The organism is Chryseobacterium piperi (assembly GCF_002285635.2).
GTDB classification, from domain to species: Bacteria; Bacteroidota; Bacteroidia; order Flavobacteriales; family Weeksellaceae; genus Chryseobacterium; species Chryseobacterium piperi.
On record NZ_CP023049.2, the window covers coordinates 3728175 to 3747337 of the forward strand.

Sequence of the window (19163 nt, forward strand, 5' to 3'; positions counted from 1 at the left end):
TTTAAGGTCAACTTATTCGGAACTTAATATAAGTTATGGTTTTCCCTTTTGCAGAGAAAAGTTCTTCATAATAGGTTTTTATGTCTCTTAAATGTTCAGTGTTCGGATCATATTCCGGGGCACCGTAGATATCATGGTGTGCTGTAATGATTTCATAGCCAGCTCCTTGAAGGAAGCCTAAAGTATATCCATGTAAAAATTCAGAATCTGTTTTTAAATGGATAATTCCGCCGGGCTTTAAGAATTTCTTATATCGATCTAAGAAATCAGGATGCGTAAGTCTATGTTTTGTACGGCGGTATTTAATCTGTGGATCAGGGAAGGTGATCCATATTTCATCTACCTCATTTTCTGCAAAAAAATTATCAACAAGCTCTATCTGTGATCTTAGAAATGCAACATTAGACATGTTACTTTCAACGGCTTCTTTTGCTCCAAACCAAAATCTGGCTCCTTTGATATCAATTCCAATGAAGTTTTTTTCAGGGAAAGCTTTTGCCAGTCCTACAGAGTATTCTCCTTTTCCGCAACCTAATTCAAGAACAATGGGATTGTCATTTTTGAAAAATTCCGTTCTCCACTTTCCTTTAAGATTGAATCCGGTTAAGGCTTCTTCTCTTGTTGGTTGAATAACATTAGGTAATGTTTTGTTTTCTTCGAATCTTGCTATTTTATTTTTGCCCATGAGTATAAATGAAAATCGGGCAAAAATAATGAATTTAATATAGAATACCTTGTTTTTGAATAGAAAAGGCTATACTCTGTTTGTATATTTACTTAGATTCTGAAGTTCCTAAAGCAACTAAAATTGGTTTTTTTATGGTTTTCTGAGAGGCATATTGAGCTCCGCAAACCAGGCTTGTAAAAAGATAATCCCCTTTTTCTATGACAATTGAATTTTCATTGTGAGCAGGAACAGCAAGTCTGTACTTGGTAACGCCAACACCTTCCATTCTGACAATGATATTGCAATCCGATTTGTTTTCAATAAGAACAATACATTCTTTGCTCATAGGATCATTATCAAATAGTGAATTTAATATTTTTACCGTTTTATTTTTATGTTCTACAGGAGATACGGTCATCAGCATATTAAACTCTTCAGCTTCAGCATCTGGTATAGCTACAGTAGTCGTTGAAGTATTGGTGACAATAGCATTTTGTGCATTACTTGGAGTAAATTCTATCAACGATTTTTTGGCGGCTAGTTCTGCTTTATATTTTGCGATTTGCTTTTGTTTGATGATGGCATTCATTTCATCAAAAGTAATTTTAGTAGAAGGACGCCTTTTTAATAGGGCAAGCATTTCCTGCATTTCTTTGACCTTTTGATCCTCTGGATGAGCGTCCTTGATATACTCCCGCATCATGTCCATCACCTTAGGCTTCAATACTGATCTCCTGGGATCATCCGGATGGGCATCTCTTAAAAAAGCATTTATCTCATAAATGTTTTTACTTTTAATGATATTACTATAGTCTTTTGCTTTTTTCTGAGCAGACAGACTAAGGAATAAAGCGGAACAAAAGAATAAAAGCATTTTTTTCATTGAACAAATATTAGGTTAAAATTTGGTATTCCTCCTTATTTGTTTTCTGGCCAATTAGTCTTTAATGTGATAACGAAATACTATTGTTTTTATTTTAAACACCAGCTTGTGACATAAAGTTAAGAATATATTACTTATGAAAGCAATAATTTTTAAAAATAATCAACCTAATATGTTATTCTTATTTTATGATTTCCTGAAGGTGAGAGTTTTTTAATCTTCTTTGATAAATAGGTAAATACTTTTCTATCGGAACTTTTACAGCCTCAAAATTTCCGGACTGTATGTATGGTTGTATGTTTTCTGATGAGTAAACAAATTGCAAAAAGTTATCAATTAAATTTTCAGGAATCTTGAATTTTAAGAAATAATCCTTACCCAGGTAATTTTTAATTTGAGTAACCGAATTATTCATATTTTCATACGCAACATAGCGTTGTTTCTTTTTTCTTTCACCGGATAGGATATCATAAATACTTTCCAAACTGAAGGTAAGACCTCCATCTCTAAGCCCTGCAACCGGAAGCTGAGGAGGAGTTCCATCTCCTTTAGGTTCGGGTAAGCCAATTACCTTTTTCAGTTCGAGTGCTTTGTCCTTCTTGGTTATGGCATTCACATCATATCGTAAGTTTCCTGTAGGCTTAAATCTGCTGATTACAACCTCCTGAATATCATGGTACGCTATTTTTAACTCTATTAAACTTTTAATACCAAACATTTGTGGTGTAAGTTGGATATCTTTTCTCTCCGTAACAATAGAAGTAAAACGAATCATATCACCGGGGCTAGCTGGGATATTAAAATCTCCGTTATAATCTGTCAGGACAGTTTTTTGAGTATTAAGATTGGTGACATAAACCTGATTGAGATATAAAATTGAATTATCTCTCAGGAAAACTTCCCCCGAATATATTTGAGCGTTGATTTTTGCCAGAAAAACCAGCAGCAATAGAGTAATAAGTTTCTTCATATAATGGGCAAAATTACATAGAATTACCTCAGTTTATACCTATATAGATAGTGAAAACAGGTTAAAGTTATATTAAACTTTACTTCCAAATTGTTAATGAATGTTATAAGTAGTACTATAAAAGCATATTTTATACCAATAGGTTATTTGAGTTACCTGTTTTTCACTAAAAGCCAACTTGAATATTTAACCGTTGTACTGGCTCCATACTCCGTCCAGCTAATAGTATACCAGTAGGTAGCTGTTGATACGGGCCTTCCTCCTAATCTTCCATCCCAGGTATATTTATTGGAAGGGTTTCCTCTGAAAACTTCAGCACCATATCTATCATAAATTCTAAACTCAATCTGATCCTTTGTCATCAGAGCTGAATAGTTGATGGCATCGTTATGACCATCATCATTTGGAGTTATAGTGTTGATCAGATCGATAATTGTAAAAGGTCGCTGAGCGTCATTACATCTTTTGGAATCCCGTACGTAAGCAATATAACTTCCTCGGGGAATATTTTGAAATACATTGGAAGTTTGCCATGTAATTCCATCTAAAGAATACTGATAAGGTGGAACTCCGCCGCCAGCGCCTATCGTTACTGTTGTTCCATTGATATCTATTGAAATAATGGAAGGTAGCTCTGATTCTGTTATATTTACATATTGTCTGTAAATACAACCATTATATTTTAAATCAACCCAGTAACTTCCTGCAGGTATATTGGAAATAGAAGGTGTAGTAGCACCGTTGCTCCATAGATAGCTTTCAAAGCCAGGGCCGGCGTCTAATGTTGCAGTAGTCTTGGGACAGATAATAAGGTCTGTTAAAATAGCCGATTTTTTAGGAACCTTGATGGTTATAATAATTTTTCCAATCTGAGCGCAGACGCCAGTTTTTTCAAATCTGACATATATGGTTTGGGTACCTGTTACAGATGCTGGATTACTGATCGGATTGATATCATTTTGGGCATCTGTCAGACTGTTATGATAACTTACAGTTACTAACGGATCTGTTGTAAACTGGCTGATGTATTGAGTAAGATCAACCTGTTTAACACCATCGAGATCATCATCACAAAAACTTTCGGTTACTGTATCTTTGATAAGCTGAATTCTGGCGCCGATATTAAGATTTAAAGGCTGGATGACAGAGGCACATCCATCCGGCGAATCCACTCTTATGTAAATAGTAGTGGAAGTGCTGAAGCTCCATGTGCCAGGTAATGTATTTGCGTTTCCGGCAGTAGCATCAGTCAAATTAGCATAATACCGCACGTTTGTAAAGTAAGCCGGATTATTAAGGATTAAAGGAGTAACGTCGGATAAAACAACGCTTGCAATACCATCAAAATTATCGTCACAGAATGTTCCGGTATAATTTTGTAAGACAATGGCTACAGGATAAAGATTGAGGATAATTTCGGCAATATTTTTGCATCCTGCGGGGTTTTTTACTACTGCATAGACAATCGTACCATTAGGTGCGGTATAAGTAGAGGGATTGGTTATTAAGGCTGTAGGATTTTCTGTCTGCGCATCTATCAGGCTTGGGTAGTAAGTAATGGTTACAGGAGTATTGTTGGTGACATTTGCAGAAGTGAGGTTAAATGTACCTTGGCCATTTATATTACATGCAGATAATGTGGTATTGGTTACCGTTAGAGCTTGGATATTAATAGTTACTGTTATTGTTTCGCAATCTGGAAAATCTTGATCATTACCACAAAATGTGTAAGTAAAAGTATCTGCTCCAGTAGTTCCGGGGCTCGTAACAGTGTATGTAATAACTCCGGTTGTAGGATTAACGACCACGGTTCCTAAAGTAGGAGAAGTTGTAATAGCTATTGTAGATACAACTGGAGTTTGAGGTGAGTTGCTAAATGTAGGGATTATATTGTGAGCGGTGCAAACGTTATATGTAGCAGAGCTTTGTACGGTACAGTTTAAAACTTTGTATGGCTCTGTTATTAATGGAACGCAACTGCCCATGGTTACAGCACATGTATAATTTCCTGATTGTGTTGGAGTATAGGATATAGCTGTTGCCCCGGGAATAAGTACCCCATTTCTGTACCATTGATAAGCATTGTAAATAGCTGGATCTACAGTAAGAATAATACCAGGAACACAATCTCCTCCTGACTTTAAAATAACAGGCTGTGTAGGAAATCCGGCAAAAAAACCTCCATATCCCACAGCATCACTTCCCGCATTGATCCCTGCGGTAATAGCTTTGTCTGCGACAACAGTAATTGTTCCGGTTACATTTGGAATTCCGTATGTGACCCAATTATTTGTACCTGTCATGTTGAAAGGACCTGTAGTTGAAGGTGGAATAATACCGTTTATTGTTACATTGGCGCCTCTTTCTGTAATAAGGTTAAGCTTGGTGGGAATGTTAAGAATCCCGTTGGGGTTATTATTGGAATGAACAAAATTTTCATCAATAAGACCAAGTTCATTAATTTGTTTGGGTAAATAACAGTTTAAAGCAGGAATGAAATTAAAACCACCTGTCGCTACCTCATTACCTACTCCTGAATCTCCCGCAAGCATTTGATAGATATAGGCATTTTTTGAAGTTTTAATGTATAGATTATAATGATTATTTCCTTGTAACTGATATTTGCTATCGGGAATAATAAAATATTGGCCGGTATTTATTGTGGCTATTGGAGTGAGCTCATTATTAACAAATACCTGAGTATTATTTTCAGTAGCAATAACAAGAGCTTCTTCCATACTGGCTCCGATACTTCCGTTTCCTTTTACCAGGGCGAATTCATTGCCGAGCCTTTCTATCGGAACAGCTTGATCCATAAGTATATCTGAGCTGGTTGGGTAATTTCCTGCATATTGGCCATTGAAATTACCATTGGTAATGTTAATGGGTTTATTCGAGATTATTTTAGCGCCAATAAATCCATCAAAATTTCCGGTTATGTTCCCTATCCCTTCAATGATGTATGATTGTCCTTTATTAAGGTTGAAAGTTAAAACAGGATTGGAGGTTCCGGTTGTCCCATTAGAGAATTGAACGGAAGGCTTGTAGCCGGATATGGTCACTGTAGTATTATCCTCTGTTGCCAATACACTAGTCATGAAATTCAGAATAATATTGTTTACGGTGATTGGCGCGCTTGCTGCAAAGAATGCTTTTCCTGTAGAAGGAATTCCTTTTGATGTAATAATTTCTGCATGATTGAATACCGAGAATCTTAAATTAGCGTAGAAGGGGAATTCAGCTTTTAAATACAAGCCTTTAGATGTTGGAGTGAACAGATCTGTTTGTTGGGTAGTGATAATATAGTCTCTTAGAACATCAAACTTTTGAGGATTATTTTTGCTAATATTTAATGTGCCGATTAATATATTGTTATTATAAATACTTACCGGGAATGATGTAGCCCGGTTGGTGGATAAATATAATTTTTGATTTGGATTAGGATTTCCGGTTCTATCTATCATAGGGGCAAACCAGTGTTCTCTGTCTAACTGAGCAAAAGTTGACATGAAAACACAAAATATAAAGAGAAAGGATAGAATTTTATTCATTTAATATTAGCTTTTAACGCAAATTTAATAATAAAAAGCAGTAACGTGTTGAAAAATAATAAAAAAGCCGCGATGTTAAATCGTGGCTTTTTAGAAATTACTTAGAGGTATTATTCTCTGTTTTTGACTAAGATCCAACCGGAGAATTTTATTGGGGTTTGTCTTTTGTTGGATTCGTTCCAACTGATGTCGAACCAATAATTTCCTGTAGAGACTCTTTTGCTCCCATTAGTCGTTCCATTCCATTTATATCCGTTACTTTTATCCCCTTGGTGGATTTTAGCGCCATACCTATCATAGATATTAAATGTCATGTTGGGTTTATATGATAATGATGAGTAATCAATAATATCATTAATTCCATCGTCATTAGGAGTAATTACATTGACTAGGTTAGGGATTGTTATGCTTACGCTAATAGGGAGACAATTATAAGTGTCTTTTATATAAACCGTAATATCCCCCCGAGGGATATCCGAAAATACATTAGAATCCTGCCAGTTAATATTATCTATCGAATATTTATAAGGAGGTGTTCCGCCATTAGCATATACAGTAACAGTGTTGCTTGTAATATCAATATTTGAAATTACAGGCTGTTCAGATGCATATACGTTTACGGTCTGTGTAGTGACACACTCTCCGGTTTTTAATTTGACCCAATAAGTTCCTACTCCGACATTGGTAATAGTTTGCGTTGAAGCTCCTGTACTCCATTCGTAAGAGTTGAATCCGGGACCTGCGTCAAGAGTAGTTTTGTCTTCCATACAAATAATTTTATCAACCAATACGGTAGATTTTATAGGTGCTAAAACAATAAGTGTTACTTCGACAACTTTATAACACCCGTTTGCATTAGTTACTTTTATATATACTACTCCATTAGGGGCGATATAGGCGATAGGATTGATAATTTCATTCGTTCCGTTGACTGCATCAGTAGGAGAAGGATAGTATTTTTTAGTTACTCCGGTTTGTGATGTTACTGCTGCTGCTGTCAGGTTAAATAAGCCTGTAGTAGGATTCTGCTCAAGAAAACAAGTTCGTAGTGTAGCATTATTGACAACCGGAGTTGCGGAAACTGTCAAGTTTAAAGATACTTGTTCACAATCAATGAACTCCGGAGCATTGCCGCAAAATTTATAAACAATTGTATCAGGACCAAAATATCCAAAATTAGGAATATAGGTTATTACTCCTGTTACTGGATCAATCGTTGCTGTACCATTAGCAGGTGGAGTAACAATGGTTACTGTTCCTGGTACATATATTTGGGTAGAGTTGGTGAATTCAGGAACAATGGCTTGATAGCCTTCGCAAATGGTCATTGTTTTAGTAGATTGCTCAAGACATGAGAATACTTTATATACAGGAGTTATTGCTGGTGGGCAGCTTCCTACAGTAATTCTTACAGTGTAGTTTCCTGCCTGAGTAGGAGTATAAGAATTGCTTGTTGCTCCCGGAATAGGATTTCCGTTTAATGACCATTGATAGGTTTCAAAACTGTCATCAACTTCTAATATTATCCCGGGAATGCAATCCCCGGTTTGTTTAGCGATTACCGGTATGGAGGAGAATCCTGCGAAGTATCCTCCATAACCGGCTGTACTGTATCCACCATTAATTCCGGCGGTAACGGCTTTAGTAGAAGTGATGGTTACATTTCCTGTTATTCCTTGTATTGCATAAGTTACCCATTGTGTGTTTCCTGTGAGAGGAAATGGACCCTGCGCTGCAGTGGGAGCCATCCCGTTGACCGTTACTGCAGCACCTGCTTCGGTTAAAATATTTAATTTTAAATTAACATTACCATTGTAGCTAGGCATTTCATGGATTTTTCCAATTTCATCAATTTTCCTTGGTAAAAAGCAGTTTAATGGTGGAATGTAATTATAGCCTCCGGTATTATTAGCGCTGCCAGCTCCTATTAATTGGTATAAGTATACATTTTTTGTAGTACGAATATAAATGTTTGAATGTCCTCCGGCTTGTGTGGCGTAAGCGTTAGCCATAATTCTATAATAATCTCCCTCGTTAATAGTTGCTACAGGGGTTGTACCTGCATTCAGATATATTTCAGTATTATTTTCTGTAGCGATAATGATTCCACCTTCCATATTGTCACCGCTGGTAGAAATGCTTTTTACCATCGCAAACTCATTCCCCAAACGCTCTAATGGTACAGACTGGTCCATAATAAGGTCCGATCCATCCGCATATGCTGCGGTGGCATAGAACCCATTTGAATTACCATTAGTAACTGATACAGGTTTGTCGGAAACTATTTTTGCTCCTATAAAACCGGTTTGGTTGGGCACTGTATTGCCAAGACCAGCCAGGATGTAAGACTGTCCTTTATTCAGGGTTGTTGTAAGTGATAGAGGAGGAGATGTATTGTTAATAAACTGGATGTTGGGGTCATATCCTGAAATCGTAACCGTAGTATTGTCTTCTGTAGCCATAATTCCGGTAGTGAAATTATTGGAGATTGAGCTAACGGTCATAGGGGTAGCAGCTGCATAAAATTGGGTTCCGATTCCGGCCTTGCCTTTAGAAGTGATAATTTCTCCGTGGGAGATATTGTATATTCTTAAAGTTGCAAAATAAGGTTTATCCCCTTTGGTGTAAACTCCAAGATTAGTAGGCACCAAAGCGCTTGAAGAACTTGTTGTTCTTATATATTGTGCGCCCAACATAAATGTCTGCGGATTACTTTTACTAATGGTTACTGTTCCGATAACTGTATTATTGCTATAAATTTTTATTTCAAACGGGGTTACTGAATCTGTAGAGAAATATAATCCGTGTGTATAATTTGTAGGGGAGCTTGAGGAACTGTCAAAATAAGGAGCGAACCAATGATCTGTGTCTCGCTGTGCGAATGTTGTATGAAATGAAAATAAAAATAGGAATAAATAAAGTAGAGATTTTTTCATGGATATGGGAATTAGTTTATTATAAAAGTAATATATTATTTGATATATTGTAGTGTGTTTTCTTAAAATATATAATAAAATAATATATGTAAGCCAGGACTCTAGAGTCCTGGCTTACATATATTACAATTCAATATTAATCTCTATTTTTCACTAAAATCCAACCGGTGTATTTTATTGGTGTTTTTTGTTTATTGGGCTCATTCCAGTTAATGTGATACCAGTAAGTTCCTGTTGAAACTTTCTTGCCGAAATGTTTACCATCCCAACGGTAGTTGTTGAACCTATCTCCGGTAAATATTTTATTACCATATCGATCATAGATTACAAATACGAGATTTTCTTTATAAGATAATTCGATGTAATCAATATAATCATTAACATTGTCTCCGTTAGGAGTTATAGCATTAATAAGATTAGGAACTGTAATTTCTACAGAAACTGGTGTACAATTATTAGCATCTTTAACGTATAAGGTATGTTGCCCTCTTGAAAGGTTGGTAAAGACGTTGGAATCTTGCCAATTTACTGTTCCATCGACAGAATATTGATAAGGTGGTGTTCCTCCGTTTACAATTACTGTTGCATTGTTATTGGAGATTTCAATCTGAGTAATAACAGGATCTTGTGTTTTAAGTACTTTTACAATTTGAGTAACGAAACACCCATCCTTTCCAAGAATAACAACATATTCTCCGACCCCAACACCTTCAATAGCTGAGGTTGTTGCTCCTGTATTCCACTGGTAAGAATCGTAGCCCGGACCTGCATCCAGATTGGTTCTTGAATTGATACAAATGTATTTGTCAACGAGGGTCGGCGATTTTTTAATAGGTTTTGCAATTAATGTAATTTTAGCAATGCCGGTACATCCTTCACTGCTGGTTATTTTTACGTAAACAAAACCTCCTGTGGAACCATAATTTTCAGGGTTTGTAATTTCATTGGTATTTGCATTAAGATCAGCCAGAGTTGGATAAAATTTCTTAATAACGGTAGTAAGATCAATAACATTGGCAGTCCTTAAATCGAAATAAGCTTTGTCTTCATATTGACAGGCTTCTAATGTGGCATCTTTTACGATAAAAGGAACCACTGTTAAATGTAAAGTCACTGTTTCGCAGTCAATAAATTCAGGAGCATTTCCGCAGAATGTATAAACTATAGTATCAGGACCTAAATATCCGGGAGTTGGATTGTAAGTAATTACACCTGTTGCCGGATTTAAAACAGCTGTTCCATGCGAAGGATTTGTTAAAATACTTACCGTACTTGGAACAGGAGTTTGAGTTGAACTGGAAAAAGCAGGGGTTATGATTTTTGTGGCACAAGCATTAATGTTGCTTGTTGTATTTTTCATGCAGTTGAAAACTTTATAGACGGGTGTTGTCACAGGAGGGCAGCCTCCCATTGTAACTTTTACAGTATAATTTCCTGCTTGTGTAGGTGTGTAAGTATTACTTGTGGCGCCTGGAATAGCAACTCCATTTAAGTACCATTGATAAGTTTCGTATCCGTCATCTACTTCTAAAACAATACCGGGTACACACTCTCCTGTTTTTTTAGCAATTACAGGGATAGATGAAAATCCGGCAAAATACCCTCCGTATCCGGCTGTATTGTATCCTCCGTTGATTCCGGCAGTAACAGCTTTTGTAGAAGTGATGGTTACATTTCCTGAGATTCCTTCGATGGCATAGGTTTGCCATAAAGTATTTCCTGTTAGGGGATAAGGTCCCTGTGCTGGGGTGGGGGCAACTCCATTGACAAGAACCGTGGCACCTGTCTCAGTCAAAATATTTAATTTTAATGTGATAGCATTAGTCACGTTAGGCATTTGGTTGATATTGCCAATTTCATCAATTTTTCTGGGTAGGAAACAGTTGAGGGGTGGTATATAATTATACCCGCATGTTGCGTTACTATCATCAACAGCTACAAATTGATATAAATAAACATTTTTTGATGTTGAAATAAACATATTGGAGTGAGTTCCGGCACCGGTTTGTGTTACATAGCTCGTCTCATTAATTCTATACCATTGTCCTGCATTGATTGTTGCTATGGCAGTGCTCGCACCATTTAAAAATATATCAGTATTGTCTTCTGTTGCAATAATAATTCCTCCTTCCATATTTTCATTTGGGACAGTAGATCTGGTTTTCACCATGGCAAATGTATTACCAAGTCTTTCCACAGGGACAGACTGATCGAGAATAGGATCTGAACCCATAGATCCAAGCATTCCAAAATTTCCGTTACAACTTCCGTTAGTAAGAGATACCGGTTTGTCTGCTACGACTTTGGCTCCGATAAATCCTGTTAAATTGGCGCTGGTATTTCCAGAACCTGCGAATAAAAAAGATTGTCCTTTATTTAAGGTGAAAGTATGAGAAGTTCCTCCGGCTGTCCCACCGAAAAATGTTACAGATGCATTATTCCACGATACAGTAACGGTGGTATTATCCTCAGTCGCTAGAATTCCTGCTGTAAAATTATATAAAGAACTGGTTGAGGTATTCGGACTTGATGCTACAAAGAAATTCTTTCCAATACCTGCCTTTCCTTTACTGGTAATAATTTCACCATGGGCATACTGGGCCAGTCTTAAACTGCAGTAAAAAGGTTTGTCTCCTTTAAGATATAATCCTTTATTAATAACTTTAAAACCATCGGCTGCTGTAGAAGCAGATATCAGGTTATTGTTGGTAAGAGTATAAACTTGTGGGCTTCCTTTACTGACGGTAACAGTAATGAGCAAAGCATTATCACTGTAAATCTTAACTTCAAATGGAATAGTAGAATCTGTAGATAAGTACAAGGCGTTGGTGAAGCCTCCGACAGTATCGTAATAAGGAGCGATCCAGTGTTCAGTATCTCTTTGCGCGAAAAGTGTATTAATTGTAAAAAAAACTAATACTAAACTAAGTAGAAATTTTTTCATAAGATGGAATATGGAATTAGGATTTCTACAAATTTAAAATAATATTTGATATATTTTTAATAAATTATAAGTAAAAAGAAAAAAAACATTCTCGATTATTTACGAATATGTGTTCATTGTATGGAATTTGAAAGTGTATATCGATTTCATTTATTTAATCTGTATTACGATACTGATACACAAAAAATCCCACTGAAAGCTCAGTGGGATTTTTTATTTATTTTGTAGAGAAAAATTAGCTTAAGCTAACTCTTACAAATCCTGTTACTTTTAGGTCTGCATTTACAGATTTTACGTAATCAGCAACTGAGATACTAGAATCTTTAATGAAATCCTGGTGTACCAAAGTGTTGTCTTTGTAGAATCTCTGCATTTTACCTTTCAAGATATTGTCGATAATGTTTGCAGGCTTACCTTCTTCAGTAAGTTTGTGTCTTTCGATCTCTAATTCTTTGTCGATAGTTTCTTGAGAAACTCGAGTTTCATCAAGAGCGATTGGGTTCATCGCAGCAGCTTGCATAGAAACAGCTTTAGCAACTTCATCAGACCCTTCTACTTTTGCAGAAAGCGAAGTGATCGCAGCGATTTTGTTTCCAGCGTGGATATAAGCTCCTAGGAATGGTCCTTCAATTCTTTCGAAAGATCCGATTTCAATTTTTTCACCGATAACACCTGTCTGCTCAATCAATTTCTCAGCAACGGTCATTCCGTGGAAATCTGTAGCTAATAATTCTTCTTTAGTAGCTGCAAAAATAGCCATTTCAGCTAGTTCATAAGCTAATTCAATGAAATCTTCATTTTTAGCAACGAAGTCAGTCTCACAGTTTAAAGAAATAACAACACCTAAAGTGTTATCTTCATTTACTCTTGCAATAACAGCTCCTTCAGCAGATTCTCTGTCAGCTCTGTTAGCAGCAACTTTTTGTCCTTTTTTTCTAAGGATATCTACTGCTTTTTCGAAGTCTCCTTCAGCTTCAACTAAAGCTTTTTTGCAGTCCATCATACCTGCACCTGTTTGGTTTCTCAATTTTGCTACGTCCGCAGCAGCTGGTGTATAAGACATAATATCTATTATTTTTTTTATTAAGAATTAGTTTTGATTTTTTAGTTTATTTTTGAGCACTGCAAAGATAATGATTTTAATGACAAACTAAAAATTGACTTTTCACGTTATTTATTTGTTAATAATTTTAAAATGATTACTTAATGAAAAAAATATTTCTCCTTATATTTTTATGCATTTTTACACTTGGTTTTTCTCAGAAAAAGAAAAGAACTAAATCTAAAGCTGTTGTAGAAAAAGAAACTTTAATTATATACACTGAACAAGATGCTGAAAGTACAAAAGAAGCGAGAATTATTGCAGGATTTCTGAAACAGAATCCTAATCATGCTAAAACAAATTATTTTAAAAGAAAGCTGATTGAAATAATTATGGCAGACAATTCACCGGAAGCGAAGCCTACTATTAAACCTATCAGTAAGGAAAAAATTGAAAAAATTGTTAAAAATAATGAGCTTAATAGTGGTAGAACAATAGCAGCAAATTCATCATCAACATCTTCCGCTGAAAAGAAAGTCAACTATTCAAGTGTTAGCAAAAATATAAGTACAAGTGCAAGTAAAAGTGCCGGTCCGAGTGAAGAAAATAAAAAAACGGCGGCTATGCTTACTCATCTCTTTAGTAATGACCCTAGTTTAACCGAAGCCTATGTTAATATTAAGAATAGGTCTAATTGTAATCTGATTGTAAAAATCAGCGGAAAAAAATATTATAATCTGAACGTACCTGCAAAAGGGCAAAATTTTATTTTAATAGACAAAGGAGAGTATGTTGTAACAACAATGGTTTGTGATGCAAAGTATTCTTCAATTAAAAGAATTAGTAAGGATATTGAATTAGAACTGAATATTGCTGATTAATCAATCAAAAGAAATAAGTATCATAGAAAAATAAAAAGGTTAAGAAATTTCTTAACCTTTTTATTTTTATCCTTTAAATTGACCCATTGCAATGAATTTTTCTTGTCTTTGGGTTTCAAGTTCTTGTCCTGTGAATTTTGCAAAAGCTTTGATATTCTGTAAAATTGAGCTTTTCAAATTTAGATAAGTTGTTTCAGGGTCATAATGTGCTCCTCCTAGTGGCTCTTCGATAATTCCATCAATGAATTTCTCTCTTAAAGCATCCTTTGGAGTAAGGTTTAATGCGTTTGCAGCATCTTCTTTGTGATCCCAGTTTCTCCATAAAATAGATGAACAACTTTCAGGTGCAATTACCGTATACCATGTGTTTTCCAACATATATACTTTATTTCCAACTCCTATTCCTAAAGCTCCACCACTGGCTCCTTCTCCAATGATATAAGTGAAAATAGGCGTTTTAAGCTGAACCATCTCAAAAATGTTTCTGGCGATAGCCTCACCCTGTCCTCTTTCTTCAGCTTCCAATCCAGGATATGCTCCCGGTGTATCTACTAAAGTAATTACAGGAATGTGGAATTTTTCAGCAAGCTTCATTAGTCTTAAAGCTTTTCTGTATCCTTCAGGATTGGGCATTCCAAATCTTCTGTGCTGCCTTTCCTTGGTTGTTCTTCCTTTTTGAGTACCTATGATCATTACTTTATGACCGTCAAGGGTTGCTAAACCTCCAACCATTGCCGGATCATCAGCAAAATTTCTATCTCCATGAAGTTCCAGGAAACTCCCTTTATCTGCAATACCTTTGATATGATCTAAAGCATAAGGGCGATCAGGATGACGAGATAGTTGTACTCTTTGCCATGGGGTAAGATTTCCATAGATTTCTTTTTTCTTATCTATGATCTTATCCTCAATTTGGCTACATGCTAACTTTACATCAACACCACTTTCTTCTCCTACTAAAGAACATGTTTGGTATTGATCCATTAATTCTTTTATAGGAAGTTCGAAATTTAAATATTCCATTCTTGAAGTAAATTATATCGTTCAAATTTATGAAAAATTATGAAACTCTATTTAAAATTATTGATAGCATTGTTTATTCTGGCTGTACTTTCTTCTTTTCCAAGGAGTTCCAGGATATCAGGGACATCAGGTCCCTTCAATTCTCCCACTAAAGCAAGACGGAGTGGCATCATTACTTTACCCATTCCTAATCCTTTATTTTCAGCAAAATCATGAACGGTTTGCTTCAGTGTTTCAGCATTAAATGTTTCGCTTTTTGCTAAAACATCTGATAGTTCATTCAATATGGTTGAAGTTTCCTCATTCCACGCTTTTTTTGACGCTTTTTCATCATAAGAAGTAGGAGCCTCAAAGAAAAACTTGCCGTTTTCGTAAATGTCTTTTGGAAAAGTAGCTCTTTCTTTCATAAGATGAATAATTTTAATTAATTTCTCATCTGAAACATTTGAAAGATTAAGATCAGTGTTTTTCAAAATCTGAAGAAGCTCGTTATCAGATTTCAATTGTATATACTGATGGTTAAACCATTCCGCTTTTTCTTTACTGAATCTTGCTCCTGCCTTATGCACTTTATGAAGATCAAATTCTTTAATCATATCTTCTAAAGGAAGGATTTCTTTATCATCTGCAGGTGACCAGCCAAGCAAGGCAACCATATTAATGAAGGCATCCGGAAGGTATCCGTTTTCTCTGTACCCTTTAGAAATATTTCCGGTTTCAGGATCCTTAAAATCTAATGGAAATACAGGGAACCCAAATTTGTCGCCATCTCTTTTGCTTAATTTTCCTTTGCCTTCAGGCTTTAAAATTAAAGAAAGGTGAGCAAACTGTGGAGCATCCCATTGCATTGCTTCATATAAAAGGGTATGTAAACCTAAAGAAGGTAGCCATTCTTCCCCACGGATAACATGGGTTATTTCCATTTCGTGGTCATCAATAACATTGGCAAAATGGTAAGTTGGCATTCCATCGTTTTTAACAAGAACTTTATCATCTAAAGTATTGGTATTTACAGAAGACTTTCCACGAATAATATCTTCGAGGTTTAATATTCTGTCAACAGGCATTTTAAACCTTACCACATAAGGGGTCTTTTCATCCAATAATTTTTGAACTTCCTCTTCAGAAAGAGCTAAGCTGTTTCTAAGACGGTTTCTTGTTTTATTATCATAAGAAAAAACATCTCCCTTAGCTTCATACTCTGCGCGGATTGCATCAAGTTCTTCAGGAGTATCAAAAGCAATGTAAGCGTAATCCGTTTTTAAGATTAGCTCTGTATATTTATCATAAATGGCTCTTCTTTCAGATTGTCTGTAAGGAGCATGTTTCCCTCCTTTTTTAGGGCTTTCATCGGGAATGATTCCGCACCATTCTAAAGCTTCTTCAATATATTCTTCTGCTCCTTCAACATATCTTGCAGTGTCTGTATCTTCAATTCTTAATACAAATTCACCGCCTTGGTTTTTAGCAAAAAGATAATCATATAATGCGGTTCTTACACCTCCCAAATGCAAAGGTCCGGTAGGACTTGGAGCAAAACGTACTCTTACTTTCTCCATTTTCAATTTTAATTTTGTGCAAATTTACTTAAACGAATTGAGGTGACATTAAATAAAATAGACCTTTTATAGAGATGCTTGAGATTGTATGTAATAATTCGTTCAAAAATTAGTTTAAAAGTGAGTTAATTGTATAAAAATTTTTCTCAATTTTTTATTTTAATTCAATCATTAGAGATAGTAATATTCTTTATTGTAGCTGTTTTTACAGCTATAAAAAATCTATATTTTGTGATTTATGTCATTTGATTATTTTTTCTTTACATAATGATGAATCCTATTTTTGCAGAAATTTTTAATAATTATGAAAAAACAGATTTTATTTTGTTTGAGTGTCATTTTGATGCTTTTTTTAGCTTCATGTTCAACGGAAGAACTTACTAATGAAGCAACACCTGAAAGTTTAAACCGCTTAAATCGTACAGCCACTGCAAGGTCAGCAGGAGATGGTGAATATGATGTCCTAGGGCATGGTTTTAATGCTGCCGGAGAGTATGCAAATGCCAATTCAGCAGGATTTCAAATTATTGATATTGCCAGATTTAAAGTAGAACAAGCCGCGAGATTAGTCACAGACAATACATTCGCGCAGGAATATGTTGAAGAATATGGTGAAAATGCAGAATCTTATTCTAAAATGGTTTCTACTAAAGTGGGGGTGACTGCTGGAATACCATTATTTAAAAAAACGCTTTCAGTTGCCTTTAATACCTCAATTACCAATACTAATAAATTTGATGCGAAATATATTTATGGAAGCTATAATTTAACTATTAAGCAGAGAAGATTCAGAATCAATGCAACAGCTGCTGCTTTGTCAAATTACTTAACTCCAGAGTTTACACAGGACTTACAAAATAAGACTCCACAACAGATTGTTAATGACTATGGAACCCATGTATTGGTAGACATCTATACCGGAGCAAAAATGGATATTTTATTTCAGTCTGAAACGACGAATAGAAATAAAGAACATGCTGCTAGGGTAGGGGTTAAAGCAGGAATGAAAAGTATATTTGATGTAGATGTTACAAATGATGTTAATACTTCAAGTTCTAATCAAAATTTTTCTAAAAAGTTATCATATAAAACAAGAGGTGGAGACCCTTCAAAAGGTTTGATGAATGAATTAAACCTTGATCAGAATAACCCGAAAATCAATATTGCAAATTGGCAAAATAGTTCTACGCCTAATAACTCTGTTTTAGTGGATTTCGGTCCTAATGGGTTGATATTAATTTATGATTTGGTAAAAGATGCTGCTAAAAAGGCTCAACTTAAAGCTTATGTGGATCAATATCTAATTGATAATAGAGTTACTATCGAATATAAGAATACCCCCAATTTAGTCAACGGAAATTTTGTACGAAACCCTAGTACTGATGAAGTATTTTTTATGTTTGAAAATGAATTGAGATATATTCAGAGTCCAGATACACTTTTTGGTTTATTTAATATTAGGAACTCGGATATTTTTAATGTTAGCTCAAGTGATCTCTCAACAGTGAAAAAGGGTAAAGATTTGACTCCTGATAATGATCTTAAACAAGATAATAATACACTTAAGATCTATATGAGAGAAGGAAATACTTTGAGATGGATCCCTAATTCCACCATCTATAATAAATATAGATTTAATAATAATGCTGTTCGTAAAATTAATGGAACATCAGGATATATAATAGGAGCAGATATCCAATAGTATTAAAATAAAAAATAGAAGGGAGATGAAGTGTTAAACTTCATCTCCCTTTTTTATACTATCGTTTTGTTTTTATAGATGATAGGTAAATTGAGTGAAAAACTAAAAAAGAAAAGGACTAACTACTTGTTTTTTAATAACAAAAGTTTAAAAAACAAAATAGGATTGCTGTACTTTATTTTATATTTTTCCTTTTTCCATTCCAGCTTTAATACTTCTTTTTCATGTTCTGATTGGGTGTCTGATATGAGGATCTCATATTTGAAATGGATGAGCTTTAGTTGATATTTTTTATAAAGCTCTTTATCTGCTTTGATATAGTCGATGTATTTATTGGTAACTTTTTCATAAGAGCCCTTCATCAACTTCCAGTTTCTTGATAGGCTGGTAGAAAGGATTCTATAATAAAACAATTTTTTATCAATAAACCCAACTTTGAACCCCTTAGAAGTCAAACGCAGGTTCATGTCCCAGTCTTCTGTATTGATATTTTCATCAAAAGGAAACTCTGTCAGCAGCTCTTTTTTTACAAAGGTTCCGACATTGGCGGTCTTATTTTCCGAGACATTTTCATGGAAAAAATTACTGAGATTTTGAATGATATAATTCTTTTCTTTCAGAGTATAAACATCTGTCGTTTTATCCTCGTCCTGATAGTATTTATACCCATCCGTAAGGATAATATCAGCAGAGTTTTTTGTTAAGAAATTTATTTTCTCTATTAGATTATCTTCCGTATACCAATCGTCTCCGGACAAGATGGAAATGTATTCTCCTGAAGCATGTGAGACCAGGATGTTTATATTTTTTGATATTCCAAAGCTTTCGGAATTCTGTATAAGCTTATATCTGATTTTAGAGTGAGAAAGAACATTTTCTGCAATTTCAAAAGTTCTATCTTTTGAAGCATTATCTAAAAGTATGATTTCATAATTCGAATAAGTTTGGGAAATAGCAGATAAACAAGCCTGCTCTATGAATTTTTCATGATTCATAGTAATGATT

General features: G+C 35.0%; 12 protein-coding genes. 2 read left to right on the forward strand and 10 right to left on the reverse strand.

What is annotated here, in order from left to right:
• Positions 1–7: 7 nt before the first annotated feature.
• The 7 genes from trmB to tsf form a co-directional block, all read right to left on the reverse strand.
• Positions 8–685 carry a tRNA (guanosine(46)-N7)-methyltransferase TrmB gene (gene trmB / locus CJF12_RS16295; protein WP_034680990.1) on the reverse strand — a complete coding sequence of 226 codons (678 nt, stop codon included), beginning with the start codon at positions 683–685 and terminating at the stop codon, positions 8–10.
• An 88-nt stretch (positions 686–773) separates the two neighbouring features.
• Positions 774–1550 carry a DUF6759 domain-containing protein gene (locus tag CJF12_RS16300; protein ID WP_034680993.1) on the reverse strand — a complete coding sequence of 259 codons (777 nt, stop codon included), beginning with the start codon at positions 1548–1550 and terminating at the stop codon, positions 774–776.
• Positions 1551–1731: 181 nt separating this feature from the next.
• Positions 1732–2520: a hypothetical protein gene (locus tag CJF12_RS16305; RefSeq protein WP_034680996.1), complete on the reverse strand. Its 789-nt coding sequence runs from the start codon at positions 2518–2520 to the stop codon at positions 1732–1734.
• Positions 2521–2672: 152 nt separating this feature from the next.
• Positions 2673–6029: a T9SS type B sorting domain-containing protein gene (locus CJF12_RS16310; protein WP_228423511.1), complete on the reverse strand. Its 3357-nt coding sequence runs from the start codon at positions 6027–6029 to the stop codon at positions 2673–2675.
• Positions 6030–6181: 152 nt separating this feature from the next.
• Entirely contained in the window at positions 6182–9007 is a 2826-nt protein-coding gene (locus tag CJF12_RS16315; protein ID WP_034680999.1) for a T9SS type B sorting domain-containing protein, read from the reverse strand.
• Positions 9008–9143: 136 nt separating this feature from the next.
• On the reverse strand, positions 9144–11951 hold the full coding sequence (locus CJF12_RS16320; RefSeq protein WP_034681002.1) for a T9SS C-terminal target domain-containing protein: 2808 nt from the start codon (positions 11949–11951) through the stop codon (positions 9144–9146).
• A gap of 235 nt (positions 11952–12186) precedes the next feature.
• Entirely contained in the window at positions 12187–13014 is an 828-nt protein-coding gene (tsf, locus tag CJF12_RS16325) for a translation elongation factor Ts (RefSeq protein WP_034681007.1), read from the reverse strand.
• Between the two features lie 143 nt (positions 13015–13157).
• Between tsf and CJF12_RS16330 the strand changes: the two genes are divergently transcribed.
• Positions 13158–13874: a DUF6759 domain-containing protein gene (locus CJF12_RS16330; protein ID WP_034681010.1), complete on the forward strand. Its 717-nt coding sequence runs from the start codon at positions 13158–13160 to the stop codon at positions 13872–13874.
• Positions 13875–13940: 66 nt separating this feature from the next.
• On the opposite strand, the gene CJF12_RS16335 is transcribed toward CJF12_RS16330, so the two are convergent.
• Both CJF12_RS16335 and gltX read right to left on the reverse strand, forming a co-directional pair.
• Positions 13941–14897 (reverse strand): acetyl-CoA carboxylase carboxyltransferase subunit alpha, encoded by a 957-nt coding sequence (locus tag CJF12_RS16335; protein WP_034681012.1) that lies wholly within the window; start codon positions 14895–14897, stop codon positions 13941–13943.
• A gap of 47 nt (positions 14898–14944) precedes the next feature.
• On the reverse strand, positions 14945–16456 hold the full coding sequence (gene gltX, locus CJF12_RS16340) for a glutamate--tRNA ligase (RefSeq protein ID WP_034681016.1): 1512 nt from the start codon (positions 16454–16456) through the stop codon (positions 14945–14947).
• A gap of 304 nt (positions 16457–16760) precedes the next feature.
• Between gltX and CJF12_RS16345 the strand changes: the two genes are divergently transcribed.
• Positions 16761–18158 carry an MAC/perforin domain-containing protein gene (locus CJF12_RS16345; RefSeq protein WP_034681019.1) on the forward strand — a complete coding sequence of 466 codons (1398 nt, stop codon included), beginning with the start codon at positions 16761–16763 and terminating at the stop codon, positions 18156–18158.
• Between the two features lie 122 nt (positions 18159–18280).
• On the opposite strand, the gene CJF12_RS16350 is transcribed toward CJF12_RS16345, so the two are convergent.
• Positions 18281–19153: a glycosyltransferase family 2 protein gene (locus CJF12_RS16350; RefSeq protein ID WP_262485047.1), complete on the reverse strand. Its 873-nt coding sequence runs from the start codon at positions 19151–19153 to the stop codon at positions 18281–18283.
• Positions 19154–19163 lie beyond the last annotated feature (10 nt).